This window comes from Sphingopyxis sp. MG, from assembly GCF_002953155.1.
In the GTDB taxonomy this organism is placed as follows: Bacteria; Pseudomonadota; Alphaproteobacteria; order Sphingomonadales; family Sphingomonadaceae; genus Sphingopyxis; species Sphingopyxis granuli.
In genome coordinates, this window is sequence record NZ_CP026381.1 from 4,135,478 (window position 1) to 4,155,153 (window position 19,676).

16 protein-coding genes and 1 pseudogene are annotated in these 19,676 nt (G+C 68.9%); 7 read left to right on the forward strand and 10 right to left on the reverse strand.

The annotated features are described in order from the left end of the window. Positions 1–9: 9 nt before the first annotated feature. Complete coding sequence (locus C3E99_RS19050; protein ID WP_083675181.1) at positions 10–1,407, reverse strand: M48 family metalloprotease; 1,398 nt, start codon at positions 1,405–1,407, stop codon at positions 10–12. Positions 1,408–1,931: 524 nt separating this feature from the next. Then, on the reverse strand, positions 1,932–4,580 hold the full coding sequence (locus C3E99_RS19055; protein WP_067112052.1) for an Rne/Rng family ribonuclease: 2,649 nt from the start codon (positions 4,578–4,580) through the stop codon (positions 1,932–1,934). 621 nt (positions 4,581–5,201) lie between these two features. Here C3E99_RS19055 and C3E99_RS19060 point away from each other — a divergent pair. The 5 genes from C3E99_RS19060 (at position 5,202) to C3E99_RS19080 (ending at position 12,223) form a co-directional block, all read left to right on the forward strand. Then, positions 5,202–6,464: an N-acetylmuramoyl-L-alanine amidase gene (locus C3E99_RS19060; protein ID WP_082797192.1), complete on the forward strand. Its 1,263-nt coding sequence runs from the start codon at positions 5,202–5,204 to the stop codon at positions 6,462–6,464. Positions 6,465–6,537: 73 nt separating this feature from the next. Continuing rightward, complete coding sequence (locus C3E99_RS19065) at positions 6,538–7,683, forward strand: DSD1 family PLP-dependent enzyme (RefSeq protein ID WP_076073534.1); 1,146 nt, start codon at positions 6,538–6,540, stop codon at positions 7,681–7,683. 87 nt (positions 7,684–7,770) lie between these two features. Then, a complete protein-coding gene (locus C3E99_RS19070) occupies positions 7,771–10,287 on the forward strand; it encodes a penicillin-binding protein 1A (protein ID WP_104960266.1) in 2,517 nt (838 codons plus the stop codon). Between the two features lie 68 nt (positions 10,288–10,355). Next, positions 10,356–11,483: a peptide chain release factor 2 gene (gene prfB / locus C3E99_RS19075; protein WP_067112061.1), complete on the forward strand. Its 1,128-nt coding sequence runs from the start codon at positions 10,356–10,358 to the stop codon at positions 11,481–11,483. Beyond that, positions 11,483–12,223, forward strand: coding sequence for a class I SAM-dependent methyltransferase (locus tag C3E99_RS19080; RefSeq protein WP_067112064.1), 741 nt, complete (start codon positions 11,483–11,485; stop codon positions 12,221–12,223). Before prfB ends, C3E99_RS19080 begins: the two co-directional genes overlap by 1 nt. Positions 12,224–12,439: 216 nt before the next feature. Here the strand turns inward: C3E99_RS19080 and C3E99_RS19085 are convergent, their stop codons facing one another. The 8 genes and pseudogenes from C3E99_RS19085 to C3E99_RS19125 all read right to left on the reverse strand — a co-directional run bounded on the left by C3E99_RS19085 (position 12,440) and on the right by C3E99_RS19125 (position 18,316). After that, positions 12,440–12,805, reverse strand: coding sequence for a DsrE family protein (locus C3E99_RS19085; protein WP_067112067.1), 366 nt, complete (start codon positions 12,803–12,805; stop codon positions 12,440–12,442). Continuing rightward, the gene (locus C3E99_RS19090; protein WP_104960267.1) at positions 12,793–13,542 is read right to left on the reverse strand and encodes a HesA/MoeB/ThiF family protein; all 750 of its coding nucleotides are present in this window, start codon (positions 13,540–13,542) and stop codon (positions 12,793–12,795) included. The genes C3E99_RS19085 and C3E99_RS19090 overlap by 13 nt, the downstream gene beginning before the upstream one ends. Positions 13,543–13,630: 88 nt before the next feature. Then, a pseudogene (gene dut, locus C3E99_RS19095) lies at positions 13,631–14,092 on the reverse strand (dUTP diphosphatase); the annotation flags it as partial. Further along, positions 14,055–15,323: a bifunctional phosphopantothenoylcysteine decarboxylase/phosphopantothenate--cysteine ligase CoaBC gene (coaBC, locus tag C3E99_RS19100; RefSeq protein WP_076073542.1), complete on the reverse strand. Its 1,269-nt coding sequence runs from the start codon at positions 15,321–15,323 to the stop codon at positions 14,055–14,057. The pseudogene dut and the gene coaBC, both read right to left, overlap by 38 nt. A gap of 3 nt (positions 15,324–15,326) precedes the next feature. Continuing rightward, complete coding sequence (locus tag C3E99_RS19105; RefSeq protein ID WP_067112079.1) at positions 15,327–15,623, reverse strand: CcdB family protein; 297 nt, start codon at positions 15,621–15,623, stop codon at positions 15,327–15,329. After that, positions 15,623–15,868, reverse strand: a complete 246-nt coding sequence (locus tag C3E99_RS19110; protein ID WP_076077465.1) for a type II toxin-antitoxin system CcdA family antitoxin — start codon at positions 15,866–15,868, stop codon at positions 15,623–15,625. The genes C3E99_RS19105 and C3E99_RS19110 overlap by 1 nt, the downstream gene beginning before the upstream one ends. Positions 15,869–15,912: 44 nt before the next feature. Then, positions 15,913–17,457, reverse strand: a complete 1,545-nt coding sequence (ubiB, locus tag C3E99_RS19115; RefSeq protein ID WP_104960268.1) for a 2-polyprenylphenol 6-hydroxylase — start codon at positions 17,455–17,457, stop codon at positions 15,913–15,915. 121 nt (positions 17,458–17,578) lie between these two features. Beyond that, positions 17,579–18,316: a class I SAM-dependent methyltransferase gene (locus C3E99_RS19125; protein ID WP_076073546.1), complete on the reverse strand. Its 738-nt coding sequence runs from the start codon at positions 18,314–18,316 to the stop codon at positions 17,579–17,581. A 94-nt stretch (positions 18,317–18,410) separates the two neighbouring features. On the opposite strand from C3E99_RS19125, the gene mutM reads away from it, so the two are divergent. Together mutM and rpsT are read left to right on the forward strand one after the other, a co-directional pair. Further along, positions 18,411–19,223: a bifunctional DNA-formamidopyrimidine glycosylase/DNA-(apurinic or apyrimidinic site) lyase gene (gene mutM / locus C3E99_RS19130; protein ID WP_076073548.1), complete on the forward strand. Its 813-nt coding sequence runs from the start codon at positions 18,411–18,413 to the stop codon at positions 19,221–19,223. A gap of 187 nt (positions 19,224–19,410) precedes the next feature. Then, a complete protein-coding gene (gene rpsT / locus C3E99_RS19135; protein ID WP_067112560.1) occupies positions 19,411–19,674 on the forward strand; it encodes a 30S ribosomal protein S20 in 264 nt (87 codons plus the stop codon). Positions 19,675–19,676 lie beyond the last annotated feature (2 nt).

Genomic DNA, 19,676 nt, shown 5'->3' on the forward strand with positions numbered 1-19,676 from the left:
TGCGCGAATCTAGCGCCGTTTGCGCGTTCGTTCCACCTCGGCGCGGGCGACCAGCGAAATATCCTGCGCCCGTATCCAGTCGGGCGAGCCTTGCGGCAGGCCCTGCATCGCGGCTTCGGCATTACGCAGCGCGAGCGATGCCTGTCCACCCTCGAGACTGTATCGCTCCGCCGAGGCGAGCGCGGCGCGCGCCTGATCGCCCTTGCTCGCATAGACGATGCCGAGCTGGTACCAGGCGAAGGGATTTTCATTGTCGAGCGCGACCGCGGTCTTCAGCACCTTTTCGGCCTCGGGGTAATTGGCCGAATCCTCGGTCGCGATCAGCGCATGACCGAGCAGCGCGGCGATCAGCGGCTGCGACCGCGAATTGGCGACCGCCTTGCGCAGCGCCGGGATCGCGTCGCGCGGGCGCCCCGATTCGAGCAGGATCTGGCCTTCGAGTTCGAGGAAATAGGGATCCTCGGGATCGGCGGCGATCAGTCCCTCGACCTCGGTCAGCGCCTTTTGCGGATAGGCGCTCTTGTGCCAGGCATAGGCGCGGGCATAGCGTGCGGGGACGCTGGTGTTGCTTTCGGGATAGAGGCGCAGCGTTTTCGCCGGTTTCGCGACGAATCCCACCAGTTTCGCCTTCACCCGCTCGAAACGCCGTTCGATCTGCGGGTCCGACGGCTTGTCCCACGCCGGATCGACGACATAGACCTCGCGCAGCGCCTGGATGCGGTCGCCCGACAGCGGGTGGGTGCGGCCATAGGCCTGGTCGTCGTCCTGTTTGATCGCATAGCGGAATTCGATGTTCTGCAGCCGCTTGAAGAAGGCGAGGCTGCCCTTGCCGCTGATCCCCGCCTTCGACAGATATTGCGCGCCCGCGGCGTCGGCGGTCGCCTCCTGCACGCGGCTGAAGGCGAGGAATTTGCCGAGCGCCGCCTGCTGGCCCGCCATCAATATTCCCATGCCCGCCTCGCCGCCGCCCGCGGCGATCGCCGCGGCGCCGAGCAGCAGGCTGACGAGCGAGATGCCGGTAGCGGCCTTGATGCCGTCGTTGGTACGGATCGCGTGGCCGCCCATGACGTGGCCCAGTTCGTGCGCGAGCACGCCCTGCACCTCGTTGGCGCTGCCGGCCGCCTCGATCAGCCCGCTGAAGACATAGATGTCCTGGCTGCCCGCGACGAAGGCGTTGATACTGGGATCGCCGAGCATGTGGACGCGCACCTGGCCCGGGCGCAATCCCGCCGCGACGAGCAGCGGGTCCATCATGTCCTTCAGCAACGCCTCGGTCTCGGCATCGCGCAGGATCGATTGCGCCATCGCCGGCCGCACCGCGACCGCGAGCATCGCCAGCAGCACCAGCAGGGCGCGCAGCAAGGAACGCGGGCCGGCGGCCCGGTGCGTGGCGTGCGGCGGGGTCATCGCTGCCTTGGTGGCGCCCCGCGCCTGAACATCGACTGAAGCCATGCAGGACTTATTGGGGCGCGGCGTGCGGCGGCGCAAGATGCGCCGCGCCGATTCCGCGGCCGGGCGGAATCGGCATTGTGAGGAAGGCGGCGCCGATACCCCCGACGGAAGCCGGGTGCCGGACGAGGACGCGCCGGAGCATGATGACTTTGGTTCGACCCGCTTCGTCATTGCGACCCCGGACTTGATCGGCGTTTATACCTTGGAGACAGGGACGCTGGTGATCCCCGGCGAAAGCCGGGGTCCATGCGAGGCAGGCGCACATAGCTGGAGCCCGGCTTTCGCTGGGGAACGCTCACTTGTCGGATGGGGATAATTGCGGACCTGATCCGGGGAAAGCCATCCAGGGCGGTTTGCACTATTCTGGATTGCCGCGCGGCTTCGCCGCTCGCAATGACGAGGCCATTCGATGTCATCGCCCTTTTGGAACGGCCCCCGACTTTCGCCGGGGACCGCGGCGCCGCGCGGCCCGGCGTGGATCAGTTGCCGAAGGTGCGCTGCCACCAGCCGCGACGCGGCTCGCCCGTGGCTTCGTCCACCGCGTCGTCGCCGTCGGCGACGGTCGCCGGTTCGGCCTCGCGTTCAGGCGCCGTGACGGGAGCCTCGGCAGCTTCCGCTGGGGCGGCTTCGGCGGCGGCGACAGCCTTCTTGCTGCGGCTTGCGCGCTTTTTCGGCGCGGGCTTGGCTTCGGCTTCCACCGGCGGCGTCGCTTCGGGCGCGGCGGCGGGGGCTTCGGTGGCTTCGGCTTCGGCCGGGGCTTCGGCCGGAGCAGCCTTGGGCTTGCGCGGCGCGCGCTTGCGCTTCGGCTTCTCTTCGGCGGCCGGCGCTTCGGCCTCGACCTCGGCTTCGACGGCGACGGGCTCGGGCGCTTCGGCTTCGGGAGCTTCCGCTTCGACCGGTGCGGCTTCGGTCACGCCCTCGTCGGCGGCCTCGGCCTTCTTGCGGCCGCGTCCGCCGCGACGACGGCGCGGCTTGGCTTCCGCTTCGTCGGCCGGAGCCTCGGCAGGCGCTTCGGCTTCCGCCGGCTCGACGTCAGCCGATTCGGCCGCCGTTTCGGTGTCCGCTTCCGCGTCGGTATCGGCATCGCCGGCGTCGCCATTCTCGCCGCTTTCGCCATTTTCGTCGTCGCGACGTCCGCGGCGCCCGCGGCGGCGGCGGCGGCGGCGCTTGCGGCCGTCGCCATCGCCTTCGTCGTGCGGACGATCGGCGCGTTCCTCCTCGTCCTCCTCGGCGGTCTCATCGTCGAAGCTCTCGTCTTCCTCTTCCTCGATCTCGACGATCGGGGCGAAGCTGCGCTGCTGCGTGGGCGGCGGACCGCCGACCTCGACCACCATCCGCGCACCCTCGGTCTCGCCGTCGGGCAGGATTTCGACCGAGACGCCGTAGAGTTCCTCGATCTCGCGCAGTTCGCGGCGCTTTTCGTTGAGCAGGTAGAAGGTCGCTTCCTGGCTCGCGCGCAGCGTGATCCGGCTGCCCTTTCCGCGTGCCGCTTCCTCCTCGATCAGGCGCAGCGCCGACAGACCGGCCGAGCTGGCGGTGCGGACGAGCCCGGTGCCCTCGCAATGCGGGCAGGGGCGCGTCGAGGCTTCGAGCACGCCGGTGCGCAGACGCTGGCGGCTCATCTCCATCAGCCCGAAGCCCGAGATGCGGCCGATCTGGATGCGGGCGCGGTCGTTCTTCAGCGCTTCCTTCATCGCACGCTCGACCTTGCGGACGTTCGAGCCGTGATCCATGTCGATGAAGTCGATGACGATCAGCCCCGCCATGTCGCGCAGGCGCAGCTGGCGCGCGATCTCGTGCGCGGCCTCGAGGTTGGTGTTGAGCGCGGTCTGCTCGATATTATGCTCGCGCGTCGAACGGCCCGAGTTGATGTCGATCGACACCAGCGCCTCGGTCGGGTTGATGACCAGATAGCCGCCCGACTTGAGCTGGACGACGGGATTGAGCATCCCGGCGAGCTGATCCTCGACGCCGTAGCGCTGATAGAGTGACACCGGGTCGGCATATTGCTTCACGCGCCGCGCGTGGCTGGGCATCAGCAGCTTCATGAACTGCTTCGCGGCCTTGTAGCCCTCGTCGCCCTCGACGAGCACTTCCTCGATATCCTTGTGATAGATGTCGCGGATCGCGCGCTTGACCAGGTCGCTGTCCGAATGGACCAGTGCCGGGGCGCTCGACGCCAGCGTCTTTTCGCGAATCTCGTCCCACAGGCGGGCCAGATAGTCGAAGTCGCGCTTGATCTCGGTCTTGGTGCGGCTCATCCCGGCGGTGCGGACGATGCAGCCCATCGTCGGCGGCAGATTGAGATCGTCGATCATCGCCTTGAGCTTGCGACGGTCGGCACCGTTCGAGATCTTGCGGCTGATGCCGCCGCCGTGCATCGTGTTCGGCATCAGCACGCAATAGCGGCCGGCGAGCGACAGATAGGTGGTGAGGGCGGCGCCCTTGTTGCCGCGCTCCTCCTTGACGACCTGAACCAGCATCACCTGGCGGCGGCGGATGACGTCCTGGATCTTGTAGCGGCGGCGCAGCGACATGCGGCTTTCGCCGTCGTCGTCGCCGTTCCGGCCGCGGCCGCGACCCTTGCGGCCACCGCGCGCCCGTCCGCGCCCGCGGCGCCCGCCGCGGTCGTCCTTCGATTCCTCGGCGTCGCCATTGTCCGTATCGGATTCGCCGTCGCCATCGCCGGTCTCGGCGTCCATGTCGTCGTCGCTGTCCTCGCCGACCGTCACCGGCGCCGGGGCGTCGCCATTCTCGTCGTCGTCATGTCCCTCGACCTCGGCGACGTCGCCTTCCAGCTCGTCGAGATCCTCTTCGGCGCGCATCGCCGCCTCGGCGGCATGCTCGGCCTCTTCGCGGAGCAGCGCTTCGCGGTCTTCCTTCGGAATCTGGTAATAATCGGGGTGGATTTCGCTGAAGGCCAGGAAGCCGTGGCGGTTGCCGCCATATTCGACGAACGCCGCCTGCAGCGACGGTTCGACGCGGGTGACCTTGGCCAGATAGATATTGCCCTTGAGCTGCTTGTGCTCGGCGGACTCGAAATCAAACTCCTCGATGCGGTTTCCCTTGGTGACGGCGACCCGGGTTTCTTCCCGGTGCCGCGCGTCGATCAACATGCGCGTGGTCATTGTAAACACTCCAAGCGCGCCGCGGCGCGCCAACAGAAAATCCCGCGGACGCGCCCGATCGGCGGCCGCGGCGGATAAGGGTGAAACGGAAAAAGACGTTATTGCCGCGCGGGCCCCGCGTCCGATCGTGGACGCGCATGCGGTCTTCCGCCGCGACGACCGCGGGCGCGAAGGCGCCTGCGTCGCGGGAAGAAGAGGGCATGGCAAGCCTCATGCGGCATCAACCTGGTTATCGGGGCGACCGGATCGGCTGGGCGACACCTGAAGGATCGCGTCGGCCGCCCGGTCATCCGGGTGGACTGGCGGCGGGTCGTCCTTCCCCGCGTGTCCGGCGCCGGGGCAGCCGCGATCCGCGATTCGCGCGGGTCGGGCCCTTCCCCTCGAAAGGCCGGACGGCGCCGGGAACGACACCGCCAGTGCGGGGGGTGCTAGCATCGGCATCGCCGGACGGCAACCTCCACCGCCCGATAAAGATGGGAAGGCGCCCGTGCGTTGCAAGATTGCCGCACCGGCGCGCACGGGCGAATCGTGCTGAATCGCCGGTTAACCCTGCCGGTTGACGCCCGTTTGAGGTGCGATGGCTAATGGACGGTTCACGACTTTCCGCCGCCGGGGGCCTCGATGTTCTGGAATAAGCGCTGGACCACTGCCTGTCAGGGACGGCATAATCGCCCGATGGGCCTGCTGTTCGTCCTCCTGACGCTGCTGTGGAATCCGCCGGCGGCGCTCGCGGGGCAGATCGGTGCGATCGAGATCGGCGATTCCGAAATCACCCTGCGCTTCGACGATCTCGTCGCAGGCGCCTCGACGCTGCTGCTCGCGGGGCCGGATCGCATCGCGCTCGACATCGCGGGGGCGCAGGCGGGGCGGTCGCCCGGCGGGGCGGGGATCGTCCGCGCGGTGCGCCAGGGGCAGCGCGACCCCGCGACCGCGCGCGTCGTGCTCGACCTCGCGCAGCCGGCGCTGGTCTCCGACGCGCGCTTCGCCGCCGACGGCCGCAGCCTCAGCCTGCGCCTGCGGCCGGTCTCGGCCGACGCGTTCGAACGCGCCGCGCGCGGACCGCGCCTCGAATTGCAGCCGCCCGCGCAATTCCGCGCCAAGCCGCCGCAGAAACGCTACAGCGTCTCGGTGCCGATCGGCCAGCCGAAGCCCGCGCTGCCGCTGCCGCGGATCGAGGGGCCCGACAACCCGCGCCTGCCGCTCGTCGTCATCGACGCCGGGCATGGCGGGCACGATCCCGGCGCCATCTCTCCGCACAGCGGCAAGCGCGAGAAGGACATCACGCTGGCGATCGCCCGCGCGACGCGCGACGAACTGCTCGCGTCGGGCCGGGTGCGCGTCGCGCTGACCCGCGCCGACGACCGCTATCTGGTGCTCGAGGAGCGCTACGGCATCGCCCGGCGCCTGAAGGCCGACCTGTTCATCTCGATCCACGCCGACGCGGCCGAGAATGAACAGGCGAACGGCGCGTCGGTCTATACGCTGTCCGAGGTCGCGTCGGACCGCGAGGCGGCGAAGCTCGCGGCGCGCGAGAACAAGGCGAACATCATCAACGGCGTCGACCTCGGCGCGCACAGCAGCGAGGTGTCGTCGATCCTGCTCGACCTGACCCAGCGCGAGACGATGAATGTCGCCTCCGACTTCGCGCGGCTGCTCCAGCGCGAGGCCGCCGACGCCGTGCATTTCCGCACCACCGCGCATCGCTTCGCCTCGTTCGTCGTGCTCAAGGCGCCCGACACGCCGTCGGTGCTGTTCGAAACCGGCTTCATCTCGAACAGGGAGGACGCCGATTTCCTGAGTTCGGCGACGGGGCAGAAGAAGGTCGCGCGCGGGGTTCGCGACGCGGTGCAGGTGCATTTCGCGCGGCAGATCGCGGCGCGCTGACGCTTCGCCTTGATTTTGGCGGCGTGCGGCGCCAGCCTCGGGCCCTTCTCCATTCGAGGCAAGAAGGCGACGCATGGCCGACGATCTCACCCTCCACGCGCATCTCATCGGCCGCCAGGGCTCGCGCGCCGACCTCAACACCCCGGTGCTGGTGCTCGACGTCGACGCGCTCGACCGCAACATCGCGGCGATGGCGGCAACGGCCGCGCGGCACGGCGTCGCGCTGCGCCCGCATGCCAAGACGCACAAGAGCGTCGACATCGCGCGGCGCCAGATCGCCGCCGGGGCGGTCGGTGTCTGTTGCGCGAAGATCGGCGAGGCCGAGGCGCTGACCGGGGGCGGCATCGCGGGCATTCTGATCACCTCGCCCGTCGCCGCGCCGCGCGCGATCGAGCGGCTGGCGAAGCTGGCGGCGCACGCCGACGGGCTGATCGCGGTGGTTGACCATCCCGACGTCGCGGCGCGGATCGACGCCGCGCTCGCCGCGGAGGACGCGCGGCTCGACGTGCTGATCGACATCGACCCCGGCATCGCGCGCACCGGCGTCGCATCGCCCGAGGCGGCGGTCGCGCTGGCGCGGACGATCGCGGGGCTGCCGCGCCTCGACCTGCGCGGCGTGCAATTTTATTGCGGGTCGCAGCAGCATATCGCCGACCATGCCGAGCGCGCCGCCGCGATCGCGGAGCGCACCCGCTATCTGGAAAGCGCGATCGCGGCGCTGACCGGCGCGGGCTTCGCGCCCGGCATCGTCAGCGGATCGGGGACGGGCACCCACCGCATCGACATGGACCTGGGCGTCTTCACCGAATATCAGGCGGGCAGCTATGTCTTCATGGACAAGCAGTATCTCGATTGCGACCTGACCGGCGACGGCGCCTGCCCCTTCGAGGTCGCGCTCGGCGTCGATGCGCGCGTGGTCAGCGCCAACCACGAGCGGCTGGTGACGATCGACGCGGGCTTCAAGGCGTTGTCGACCGACGGCGGGGTGGCGGTCGTGCGGCGCGGCGCGCCCGAAAGCGCGCAGTTCGCCTTCATGGGCGACGAGCATGCCGCGCTCGTCGCGCCGGGCATCGGGGCGATGCTCGCGCCCGGCGATCCGGTGACGCTGACCGTGCCGCACTGCGACCCGACGGTGAATCTCTACGATCATTACCATGTCGTGTCGGGTGACACGCTCGTCGCCATCTGGCCGGTCAGCGCGCGCGGCCGGGCGCGATAGCGCGCCTTCGCGGGCCCGGGCGGGCCGGGCGGTCCGCCGCAAGCCCGCTTCCCTTTCGACGATGCAGGCTTTAGAGGCTGTGCGCATATGGCTTCCGACACCGCGTCCCATTTCCGCCTGCGCCTGCGCCGCGACAGCAATGCCGTCATCGCCTGGCTGCGCGAGATGTGGGCACGCCGCTGGTTCCGCTGGCTCGGCTCGCTCGCGGTGGCCGGGCTGGTGGCGTTCCTGCTGGCCTGGGCGATCTTCGCGCGCGACCTGCCGTCGGTCGACCAGCTGCGCGATTACGAGCCGCCGCTGCCCACCCTGGTCCGCGACGGCGAGGGCAAGCCGGTGCACGCCTATGCCCGCGAACGGCGCGTCCAGCTCGAATACAGCGAATATCCGCAGCTGCTGGTTCGGGCCTATCTGGCGGCGGAGGACCGCACCTTCTTCGAACATGGCGGCATCGACTATCCAGGCGTCGTCTCCGCGATCCTCACCAACCTGAAGAGCGACGGCCGCCCGGTCGGCGCCTCGACGATCACCCAGCAGGTCGCGAAGAACCTGCTCCTCTCCAACGAAGTCAGCTACACGCGCAAGATTCGCGAGGCGATCCTCGCCAAGCGCATCGAGGCGGCGCTGAGCAAGGAGCAGATCCTCGAACTCTACCTCAACGAAATCCCGCTCGGCCGTCGCGCCTTCGGCGTGCAGGCGGCGGCGCGCGCCTATTTCGACAAGGACGTCGACCAGCTCGCGCTGCACGAGATGGCGTTCCTCGCCATCCTGCCCAAGGCGCCCGAAACCTATGGCCGCGCGCGCAACGCCGACAAGGCGCTGGCGCGGCGCAACTTCGTTCTCGGCCAGATGCAGCGCAACGGCTGGATCACCGCGGCGCAGCGCGACGCGGCGCAGGCGATGCCGCTCGGCCTGACCGACGCCGGCAACCGGGCGGTCGCGCAGGTCGGCGGCTATTATATGGAAGAGGTGCGGCGCCAGCTGATCGACGCGTTCGGCGAAACCGCCGAGGACGGACCGCACAGCGTCTATGCCGGCGGCCTGTGGGTGCGCACCGGCTATGACGGCGCGATGCAGACGGCGACGACCGCCGCGCTGCGCCGCGGCCTGATCCGCTACGACGCGGGCAAGGGCTGGTCGGGGCCGATCGCGACGATCGAGGCTGACGACCAATGGGCGAGCCGTCTCGCATCGAGCTTCATCGGCATCGATTACGACGGCTGGCGCGTCGCCGCGGTGCTGTCGAAATCGGCGGGCGAGGCGCGGATCGGTTTCGCCGACGGGTCGACCGGGCGGTTGCCGGCGGGCGCCGCGGGCATCGGCTATCGCAAGACCGGCGGCAGCGCCTTTTCGGCGCTGCGCCCCGGCTATCTGATCGCGGTCAAGGCGACCGCGCCCGGCGTCTACGCGCTGAAGAACATTCCCGAGGTGTCGGGGGGCATGGTGGTCGAAAGCCCGCATTCGGGCCGCATCTATGCGATGCAGGGCGGTTTCGACGTCCGCCTGTCGCCGTTCAACCGCGCGACGCAGGCCGAACGGCAGCCGGGATCGACGATCAAGCCCTTCGTCTATGCGACCGCGCTCGACAACGGCATGACCCCGGCGACGATGATCGTCGACGGACCCTTCTGCGTCTATCAGGGGGCGAATCTCGGCAACAAATGCTTCCGCAACTTCGGCGGCGGCGGCGGGTCGGGCGAGCACACGATGCGCTGGGGCCTCGAACAGTCGCGCAACCTGATGACGGTGCGCACCGCGAGCCAGATCGGCATGGAACCGATCGTCGAAACGATCAAGACGATGGGCATCGGCCAGCACGAACCCTATCTGTCGACCGCGCTCGGCGCCGGGACGACGACGGTCGAGAAACTGGTCAACGCTTATGCGATGCTCGCCAACCACGGCCGCGAGCTGAGGCCGCGCGTCATCGACTATGTGCAGGACCGCCGCGGCAAGGTGATCCTGCCGAAGAACTGGAAGCCGTGCGAGGGCTGCAACGCGTCCGACTGGAACGGCCGGCCGATGCCGCGCTTCGCGCCGTCGGGCAAGCAGCTGATGGACCCGATGACCGCCTATCAGACCGTCCACATGCTCGAAGGCGTCGTCCAGCGCGGCACCGCGGTGCGGCTGCGCGACCTGGGCGTGCCGCTGTTCGGCAAGACGGGGACGACCTCCGGGCCGAAGGACGTGTGGTTCGTGGGCGGCACCCCCGATGTGATCGCGGGCGTCTATATCGGCTTCGACCAGCCGCGGAACATGGGCGGCTATGCGCAGGGCGGCAGCCTCGCGGCGCCGATCTTCAAGGATTTCTTCCTCGCCGCGCTGACCGACGCGCCGCCGGTGCCCTTCACGGCGCCGAAGGGGGTCCGCATGGTCCGCATAGACCGCCAGTCGGGCCGCCGCGTCTATGGCAGCTGGCCGGGCAGCGATCCCAAGGCGTCGGTGATCTGGGAAGCCTTCAAGCCCGAAAGCGAGCCGCGGCGGACGATCCGCGAGGAAGAGATCAAGCCGTCGAAGCCCGCGGCGCGCCCCGACGCCCCGGTCCAGCAGGGACCGAACCGCCGCAGCGACAGCGATTTCCTCGACGATCGCGGCGGGATTATCTGACGCGCGGCGGCTTTTCCTCCGGCGCGCGAGCCTCTATGGCCGGCCCGACTTGATTCAGGAGCAAGACCATGCGCGCCGAAGCGCAGGACCATATCGACACGATCAACGCCGCGCTCGCGCTGGTGCGCCGCTTTCTCGACTGGGACCGCGCGCTGCGCCGTCTCGACGAACTCAATGCGAAGGTCGAGGACCCGACGCTGTGGGACAACCCCAAGGCGGCGCAGGAGGTGATGCGCGAGCGTCGCCGCCTCGACGAGGCGATCGGCGCGACGCGCGCGATCGAGACCGAGATGGCCGACACCGCCGAGCTGATCGAACTGGCCGAGGCCGAGGGCGACGACGCGCTGGTTGACGATGCGGTCGCCAGCCTCGCCGCGCTGGCCGCGCGCGCCGAGGAGGACAAGGTCCGGGCGCTGCTGGCGGGCGAAGCCGACGGCTATGACTGCTATATCGAGGTGCATGCGGGCGCCGGCGGCACCGAAAGCCAGGACTGGGCCGAGATGCTGCAGCGCATGTACATGCGCTGGGCCGAGAAGCGCGGCATGAAGGTCGAACTGATCGAATATCAGGCCGGCGAGCAGGCGGGCATCAAGTCGGCGACGATGCTGGTCAAGGGCGAGAACGCCTATGGCTACGCCAAGACCGAAAGCGGCGTCCACCGGCTCGTCCGCATCTCGCCCTACGACAGCTCGGCGCGCCGCCACACCAGCTTCTCCAGCGTCTGGGTGTATCCGGTGATCGACGACAATATCGAGATCGAGATCAAGGAAAGCGACCTCAAGATCGATACCTACCGCGCGAGCGGAGCGGGCGGCCAGCACGTCAACACGACCGATTCGGCGGTGCGCATCACCCACGTGCCGACCGGCATCATCGTCGCCTCGCAGATCGACCGGTCGCAGCACAAGAACCGCGCGACCGCGATGAACATGCTGAAGGCGCGCCTCTACGAAGCCGAGTTGCAGAAGCGCGAGGCCGAAGCGTCGGGCGAATATCAGGCGAAGACCGAGATCGGCTGGGGGCACCAGATCCGTTCCTATGTCCTCCAGCCCTATCAGCTGGTGAAGGACCTGCGCACCGGCGTCACCTCGACCGCGCCGCAGGACGTGCTCGACGGGGCGCTCGATCCGTTCATGGCGGCGGCGCTGTCGCAGAAGGTGACGGGCGAGACGGTCGAGGTGGAGGACATCGACTGATGGCCTTCGCGGGCGTCCGCCCGGCGGCCGCCGCGCTGGCGCTGCTCGCCGCGCCGCTGGCGCTCGCCGGCTGCGACGCGCCGTGGAGCGACGATAGCGACCGCGTCGAGACCGCGCGCGAATTTCCGCCCGCCGACCGCCCCGTCGCGCCGATCACCTCGACCAAATGGTCGACCGAGGAAGCGCGCGACCGCGTCAACGAGGCAGAGGACGTCATGGATTCGGCCGACGTCCGTCCCGGCATGACGGTCGCCGACATCGGCGCGGGCGACGGCTATTATACCGTCCGCCTCGCCCAGCGGGTCGGCCCCGGCGGCCGCGTCCTCGCGCAGGATATCCAGCCCGAGGTGATCGAGCGGCTCGCCGATCGCGTCGCGCGCGAACGGCTCGACAATGTCTCGCTGAAACTCGGCGCGGTCGACGATCCGCGGCTTCCCGCCGCCAGCTTCGACCGCGTGTTCATGGTGCACATGTATCACGAGATCGGCGAACCCTACGCCTTCCTCTGGCGATTGCGCCCGGCGCTGCGCCGGAACGGGCAGGTGATCGTCGTCGACGGCGACCGGCCGATCGCGCAGCACGGCACCCCGTTCCGTCTGCTCGTCTGCGAATTCCAGGCGGTCGGCTACAAGCTGCTCTCCTACAACGATAAGCAGCACGCCGGCGGTTATCTCGCGCGCTTCGTCCCCAGCGGCCAGCGTCCGCGCCCCGACGCGATCAGGGTGTGCAAGAATCCATAGGGCATGTGACGACATCGAATGGTCTCGTCATCGCCCGACGGCGCATCGGGTCGGCAATTATTCCTTTTCGACAAATAACCTTTCCCCGGCGAAAGCCGGGGTCCACGTGGGGCAGTGCTGTGCCATCTGGGCCCCGGCTTTCGTCGGGGAACAGCGCCTTGCTTGCCTGAAGGACATATGTGCCGATCGGGTCCGGGGTGGTAATGACGAAGTGCGTCAGTAAACGACCAGCGAATCCTCCGGCCCCAGCCCGGCGAGGAAGCTGACGAGTCCGCCCGCCTGTGCTTGCGACACCAGTTCGCCCGCGGCGGTGCCGGTCAGCGCCAGCCCCGACTGGCAGACGATCAGCGCGACGTCCATCGCGGCCGCTTCCTCGACCATCTGCGCGAGCGTCGGCTGGCCCGCGGCACGGCGCGGCGCGTCGCCGGCGAAATGCACGGGCGCGCGCAGCAGGGCCGCCGCATCGCCCTGCAGGAACAGGCGTGCAGGCCGCCCGAGCGCCGCCGACGCCATCGCCGTTTCGAGCGCGGCATAAAGGCGCCGCGCGTCGTCGGCCGCCACGATGATGCTCAGCCCCGGCATGTCGGGCAATCCGGGTCCTTGGCGACCGCGACCTCGCGCCAGCGCCGGTCGAGCATGTCGACGATCGCCAGTCGGCCGGTCAGCGGCCGTCCCCAGCCGGTCAGCGCGCGCACCGCCTCGAGCGCCGCCATCGTCCCGATCATGCCCGGCAGCGCGCCCATCACGCCCTGCTCGGCGCAGTTGATGCCGGGGCGGTCAGGGTCGTCGCCGACCAGGCAGGCGTAGCAGGGGCTGTCGGCGCGCCATCCCTCATAGAGCGCGACCTGCCCGTCGAACGCCCCGATCGCGGCGCTGAGCAAGGGGATATGCCGCGTGACCGCGGTGCGGTTGACCGCGAGCCGGGTGGCGAAATTGTCGCAGCCGTCGAGGATCAGGCTCGCGCCCGCCAGCAGCGTCTCCGCATTGTCCGCGCCGAGCCGCTCGACCGCCGGCACCGCCTCGACATGCGGGTTGATCCGCCGCGCGGCCCGGGCGGCGCACTCGGCCTTGGGGGCGCCGATGTCGGCGTCGGTGAACAGCGGCTGGCGGTGGAGGTTCGACAGTTCGACATGGTCATGGTCGATGATGGTCAGCCGGCCCACGCCCGCCGCGGCCAGATAGGCGGCGGCGGGGCAGCCGATCCCGCCCGCGCCGATCAGCGCGACATGCGCATCCTTCAGCTTCGCCTGGCCCGCGCCGCCGAACTGCGGCACGATGATCTGGCGCGCGTAGCGGTCGAGTTCGGCGTCGGACAGCAAGAGATCAGTCGCCCGGACGCCGCATCTTCATCGCGGACAGCGACCCGACGTCGCGCGGCTTCGGCTCGTCGCCCGCGGCGCCCGCGATGCCGGTCGACCCGAAGCCGCCCGCGCCGCGCGCGGTCTCGTCGAGCGACTCGACCTCGGCAAAGGCCGCGCGCTGGACGGGGGCCGGGACAAGTTGAGCGATGCGGTCGCCGCGCTTCACCTCGAACGGCTCGTCGGACAGGTTGGCGAGGATCACCTTCACCTCACCGCGATAATCGCTGTCGATCGTTCCCGGCGTGTTGAGGCAGGTGATGCCGTGCTTGAGCGCGAGCCCCGAACGCGGGCGCACCTGCACCTCGTATCCCGCGGGAATCGCCATCGCGAAGCCGGTCGCGACGGCGTGGCGCGTGCTCGGACGCAGCGTCAGCGTCTCGGCGGCGACGACGTCCATCCCCGCCGCGCCCGCGCTGGCATAAGCGGGCAGCGGCAGGCCGCCGCCGTTGGGCAGGCGCTGGATGGCGATCTCAATCGTGGGGAAGGGGAATGCGGGTGTCGAGCTCATCGGCGATCTTTTCCATCAATTTGCGGGCGACCGCCTCCTTGGGCAATCTCTCCCAACTGTCCACGCCGTTCTTGCCGACGATGTGAACGCGGTTCGTCTCGCCGCCCATCGGGTCGGCGGCGACGTCGTTGGCGACGATCCAGTCGCAGCCCTTGCGGGCGAGCTTGGCCTCGGCGTGAGCGATCACGTCGTTGGTCTCCGCCGCGAAGCCGACCAGCAGCGGGGGGCGCCGCGGGCTCGTCGCGAGGCTGGCGAGGATGTCGGGATTCTCGGCCAGTGCGAGCGGCGGAACGCGGCCGCTGCCGTCCTTCTTGATCTTTTGCGCCGAAGTATCGGCGGCGCGCCAGTCGGCGACCGCCGCGACCATGATCGCGGCGTCGGCGGGCAGGCCCGCCTCGACCTCGGCCGCCATCTCGCGCGCGGTCTCGACATCGATGCGAATCACGCCCGGCGGGGTGGGCAGCGGCACCGGCCCCGCGATCAGCAGCACCTCGGCCCCCGCCTCGGCGGCGGCGGCGGCGATCGCGAACCCCTGCTTGCCGCTCGACCGGTTGGCGATGTAGCGCACCGGGTCGATCGGCTCGTGCGTCGGTCCCGCGGTGATCAGGATACGGCGGCCGAACAGCGGACGGTGGTTCGCGGGGGCGAAGTCGGGCTGGCCGTCGATGCCTCCTGTCCCGCCGGCGGGCGAGGAAAGAAGCGCCGCGTCGATGGCTTCCATGATCGCGGCTGGCTCGGGAAGCCGGCCCGGCCCATATTCGCCGCACGCCATCTCGCCCTCGTCGGGATCGAGGATCGTCACCCCGTCGCGGCGCAGCGTTGCGACGTTGCGCTGCGTCGCGGGGTGCAGCCACATGCGCACGTTCATCGCGGGCGCGGCAAGCACCGGCTTGTCGGTGGCGAGCAGCAGCGTCGTCGCCAGATCGTCGGCGACGCCCGTCGCCATCCTGGCCAGCAGATCGGCGGTCGCCGGCGCGACGACGACCAGGTCGGCCTGCCGACTGAGCTGGATATGCCCCATCTCGACCTCGTCCTTCAGGTCGAAGAGGCTGGTATAGACCTTGTCCTCGCTGAGCGCGGCGAGCGTCAGCGGGGTCACGAACTGCTCGCCGGCGCGGGTGAGGACACAGCGCACGCCATGCCCCGCCTTCCGCAGCAGGCGCACGAGTTCGATGCTCTTGTAAGCGGCGATGCCGCCGCCGACGATCAGCAGGATGCGCTTCGCGGCCATCGTTCAATATCCCGTCAGAAGTACGTCGAGTGCGCCGACGATGGTAAAATGCTCGCTCTCCAGATTGGCCACCGGCCGCTGAAGCCGCTCGCGCGGTATGGCGAAGATCAACTGGGTCGCCATGACCAGTCGTGCGCCGTTTATGGCAAAGACGGGGTTGAGACGCGGCACCGGGTCGAATCCAGCGACAGGCATAAGCGGAACGACGACACGCGTGACCAGATCATCGAGCAGATCGCTTTGGCAATCGAGCAGGAAACCCAATCCTCGCGACCCCGGATAGACATCGTAGCGTGCCATCAAAACTGCCGATATTGGTCATACGGCATGCCATTTTCGCGGATATAGTCGTTCCAGCTTTCGATTGCGGCGCGATTCTCTTCCTTCCACGCGGCTTCGCGCGCCTTCTTCACCTCGGCGGCGAGTCCGGTCTGGCACGCTTCGCTGACATTGATTCCCAGCCGCCTGGCCTCTTCGACCAGCTCGGCGCTCAGCGACACGTTGGTGGCTTTCTTGGGGCCTTCGAAGCGCGCGGGCCGATTCATCGCCATCTCCTTTGCGCATAAGATATGCGCATATCGGACCTGCTTCAACCCAGCCAGTGCAGCGCGCCCGCGCCCACCGCCGCGCCCGCCAGCGCGGTCAGCGCGTAGCGCCAGCCGACGCGCTTGCCGTTCCGTTCCCACATCAGCGGAATGTCGGGCAGCGGCGGGGCGGGCGGGGCGGCGCCCTTGCGCGGAAGCTGGTCGTCGAGACGGCGGATGATGTCGGGGATCAGCGCCAGCGTCCGGCCCTGTTCGCGGATGCCGTCGGCCAGCGCCGCCTCCGGCCCCAGCTCGTCGCGGATCCATTCCTTCACGAAGGGGCCGGAGACGTCCCACATGTTGATTTTGGGATCGAGCATCGTCGCGACGCCCTCGACCATCACCATCGTCTTTTGGAGCAACAGCAGGTGCGGCTGCGTCTGCATGTCGAAATCGCGCGTGATCGCGAACAGCCCGTCGAGCATCTGCCCGACCGACAGCTCGCTCACCGGCTTGCCGCGCATCGGCTCGCCCACCGCGCGCAGGGCCGTCGCGAACTCCTCGACGCTGTGATAGGCGGGCACATATTGCGCCTCGAAATGGATTTCGGCGACGCGGCGGTAATTGCCCGTGGTCAGCCCATAGAGGATTTCGGCGAGCCAGTAGCGCGCCTGGCGGTTGATCCGCCCCATGATGCCGAAATCGACCGCGGCGATCGTCCCGTCCGCCTTCACGAACAAATTGCCCTGGTGCATGTCGGCGTGGAAGAAACCCTCGGCGATCGCCTGGCGCAGGAAGGCGTGGACGAGATTCGCGGCCAGCGCCTCCATATCGTGCCCGGCGGCGATCAGGGCGTCGCGGTGCGAAATCTTGATGCCGTCGATCCAGTCGAGCGTCATCACGCGCGTCGCCGTGCGGTCCCAGTCGATCGCCGGCACCTGATAGGTCGGCACCGCCGCCATCGCGTCGGCGAGTTCGGACGCCGACGCCGCCTCGCGCCGCAGGTCGAGTTCGCGCAGCGTCCAGCGGCGGAAATTGGCGATCACCTGTCGCGGGCGCAGCCGCGCCGCTTCGCCCCCGAATGCCTCGAGATGCGCGGCCGCCCATTCATAGGTTTCGATATCGCGCGCGAACTGCTTGTCGATGCCGGGGCGGCGGACCTTGACCGCGACCTGGCGGCCGTCGATGGTCACCGCCCGGTGCACCTGCGCGATCGAGGCCGATCCGACCGGATCGGGATCGAATTCGGAATAAAGGCTGTCCAGCGGCGCCTCGAACGCCGTCTCGATCTCGCGGCGGATCGCGTCGAAGCCGACCGGCGCCAGCGCGTCCTGAAGCGTCAGCAGGTTGCGCGCCGCCTCTTCGCCGACGAGGTCGGGGCGTGTCGCGAGCGTCTGCCCCAGCTTGACCGCGGCGGGGCCGATCGCCTGGAAGGCGGCGGCATAGTCGGGCACCTTCGGCTGGATCGTGCCGAGCCGTGCGATGCGGCAAAGACGTTTGACGCCGGCCGGCGTCGTCGGCGCACTCTCGATTCCGCGCAGCGCGCCGTGGCGCGCCAGGATGCGCCCCCATTTGAGCAGGCGCAGGATATGGGTGACGGGGCGGGTCATTATCTGTTCCCCTCCCGCTTGCGGGAGGGGTCAGGGGAGGGGATGTCGAGGTCGCGCGCTGTGAAACAGGCCCTCCCTCGACCCCTCCCGCAAGCGGGAGGGGAGAAAGTTGGCCCGCTTCTCACGCCTTCCACCCGCTGTGGATCGCGACGAGGCCGCCGAGGATCGGTTCGACCTTCACCGCGGTAAAGCCCGCATCGCGAATCATCTGCGCGAAGGCGGGCATCGGCGGAAAGCGGCGAATCGATTCGATCAGATAGCGATAGCTGTCTTCGTCGTCGGCGATCAGCTTGCCGAGCCGCGGCACCAGATGGTGCGAATAGGCGTCATAGGCCTGCGCGAAGCCCGGCCATTCGTTGGTCGAGAATTCGAGGCAGAAGAAGCGCCCGCCATAGCGCAGCACGCGGTGCGCCTCGGCGAGCGCGGCGGGAATGTCGGTGACGTTGCGGATGCCGAAGGCGATCGTATAGGCGTCGAAGAAGCGGTCGGGAAAGGACAGGCTTTCGGCGTTCTGCTCGCTCCATACGAGGCTGTCGATGCCGCGCGCCGCCGCGCGCTCCATGCCGACGGCCAGCATATCGGGATTGATGTCGGCGACGGTGATGCTGGCGCCCGACGGCTCCATGCGAAAGGCGATGTCGCCGGTACCCCCCGCCATGTCGAGGATCGCCTCGCCGGCGCGCGGCTTGACGCGGCGCACGAAGCGGTCCTTCCACAACCGGTGGAGACCGCCTGACATCGCGTCGTTCATGATGTCGTATTTGCGCGCGACGCGGCTGAACACCTCGCCGACCATTGCGGTCTTCCGGCCCGCTGGAACCTGTTCGTAACCGAAGCTGACGGTGTCGGGCGTAGCCATGGAGTCGCGCCTTTGCGGGATGGGGGAGAGAAGTCTGACCGGCCTTTAGCCGGGCCTTGCCGCCCGCGCAAATGCCAGTTACCGCGCGGAGGAAATGCCCGAACTTCCCGAAGTCGAAACCACCGTCCGCGGTCTGGCGCCCTTCCTCGAAGGGCAGCAGCTGTCGACGGTGACGACCTTTCGTCCCGACCTGCGCCGCCCCTTCCCGGCCGACCTCGCGCAGCGGCTGACCGGCGCGACGGTGACGGGGCTGTCGCGGCGCGCCAAATACGGCATCGTGTCGACCGATCGCGACGACCACATGATCTTCCATCTCGGCATGTCCGGACGCTGGCGCACCGAGGGCGGCGAGGCGGGCAAGCACGACCATCTGCTCCTCGAAACCGGTGCGGGGCAGCGGTTGTTCCTTCACGATCCGCGCCGGTTCGGTTCGGTCGACCTGGTGGCGGGCGACCCGCTGACGCGCTTTCCGGCCTTCGTCACGCTGGGCCCGGAACCGCTGTCCGACGCGTTTGACGCCGCTTATCTCGCCAAGGCGCTCGCGGGGCGCCGGGCGCCGATCAAGGCGATGCTGCTCGACCAGACGGTCGTCGCCGGGCTCGGCAACATCTATGTCTGCGAGGCGCTCAACATGGCGCGGATCGCGCCGACGCGCGCCGCGGCCGACGTACCCAAGGCGAAGCTCGCCGCGCTCGTGCCCGCGATCAAGGCGGTGCTCCTCGCCGCCATCGCGGCGGGCGGCTCGACGCTGCGCGATTTCCTGAGCCCCGAAGGCGATCTCGGTTATTTCGCGAAGGACTGGCGCGTCTATGGGCGCGAGGGCGAGCGATGCGAATGCGGCGGCACGATCGCGCGCATCGTGCAGAGCGGCCGGTCGACCTTTCATTGCCCGAAATGCCAGCGCTGATGCGGTCTTTTCCCGCGAAGAGCATTGACCGGGGCGCCCTTCATGGCTATGGGCGCACCCTTCGAGCAGGGTCCGGTCTTCCGGAACCGGCCGCATCCGGACATTGATTCGCCGCACCCGCGCGATTCGGCTGCTCCGCTTTCGGCTGTGCTCCGACCGTTGAACCGATTGGAAGTTTGAGGAATTTATGGCCAATACGCCGCAGGCAAAGAAGCGCATCCGCCGGAACCAGGCGCGCGCCAGCGTCAACAAGAACCGCGTTTCGCGCATCCGCACGCTGGTGAAGAAGGTCGAAGCCGCCGTCGCTGCGGGCGACAAGGACGCGGCTCAGGCTGCGCTCAAGGTGGCGCAGCCCGAAATGGCGCGCGGCGTCGCCAAGGGCGTGCTGCACAAGAACACGGTCGCGCGCAAATATTCGCGCCTGACCAAGAGCGTGAACGCGATCGCCTGATC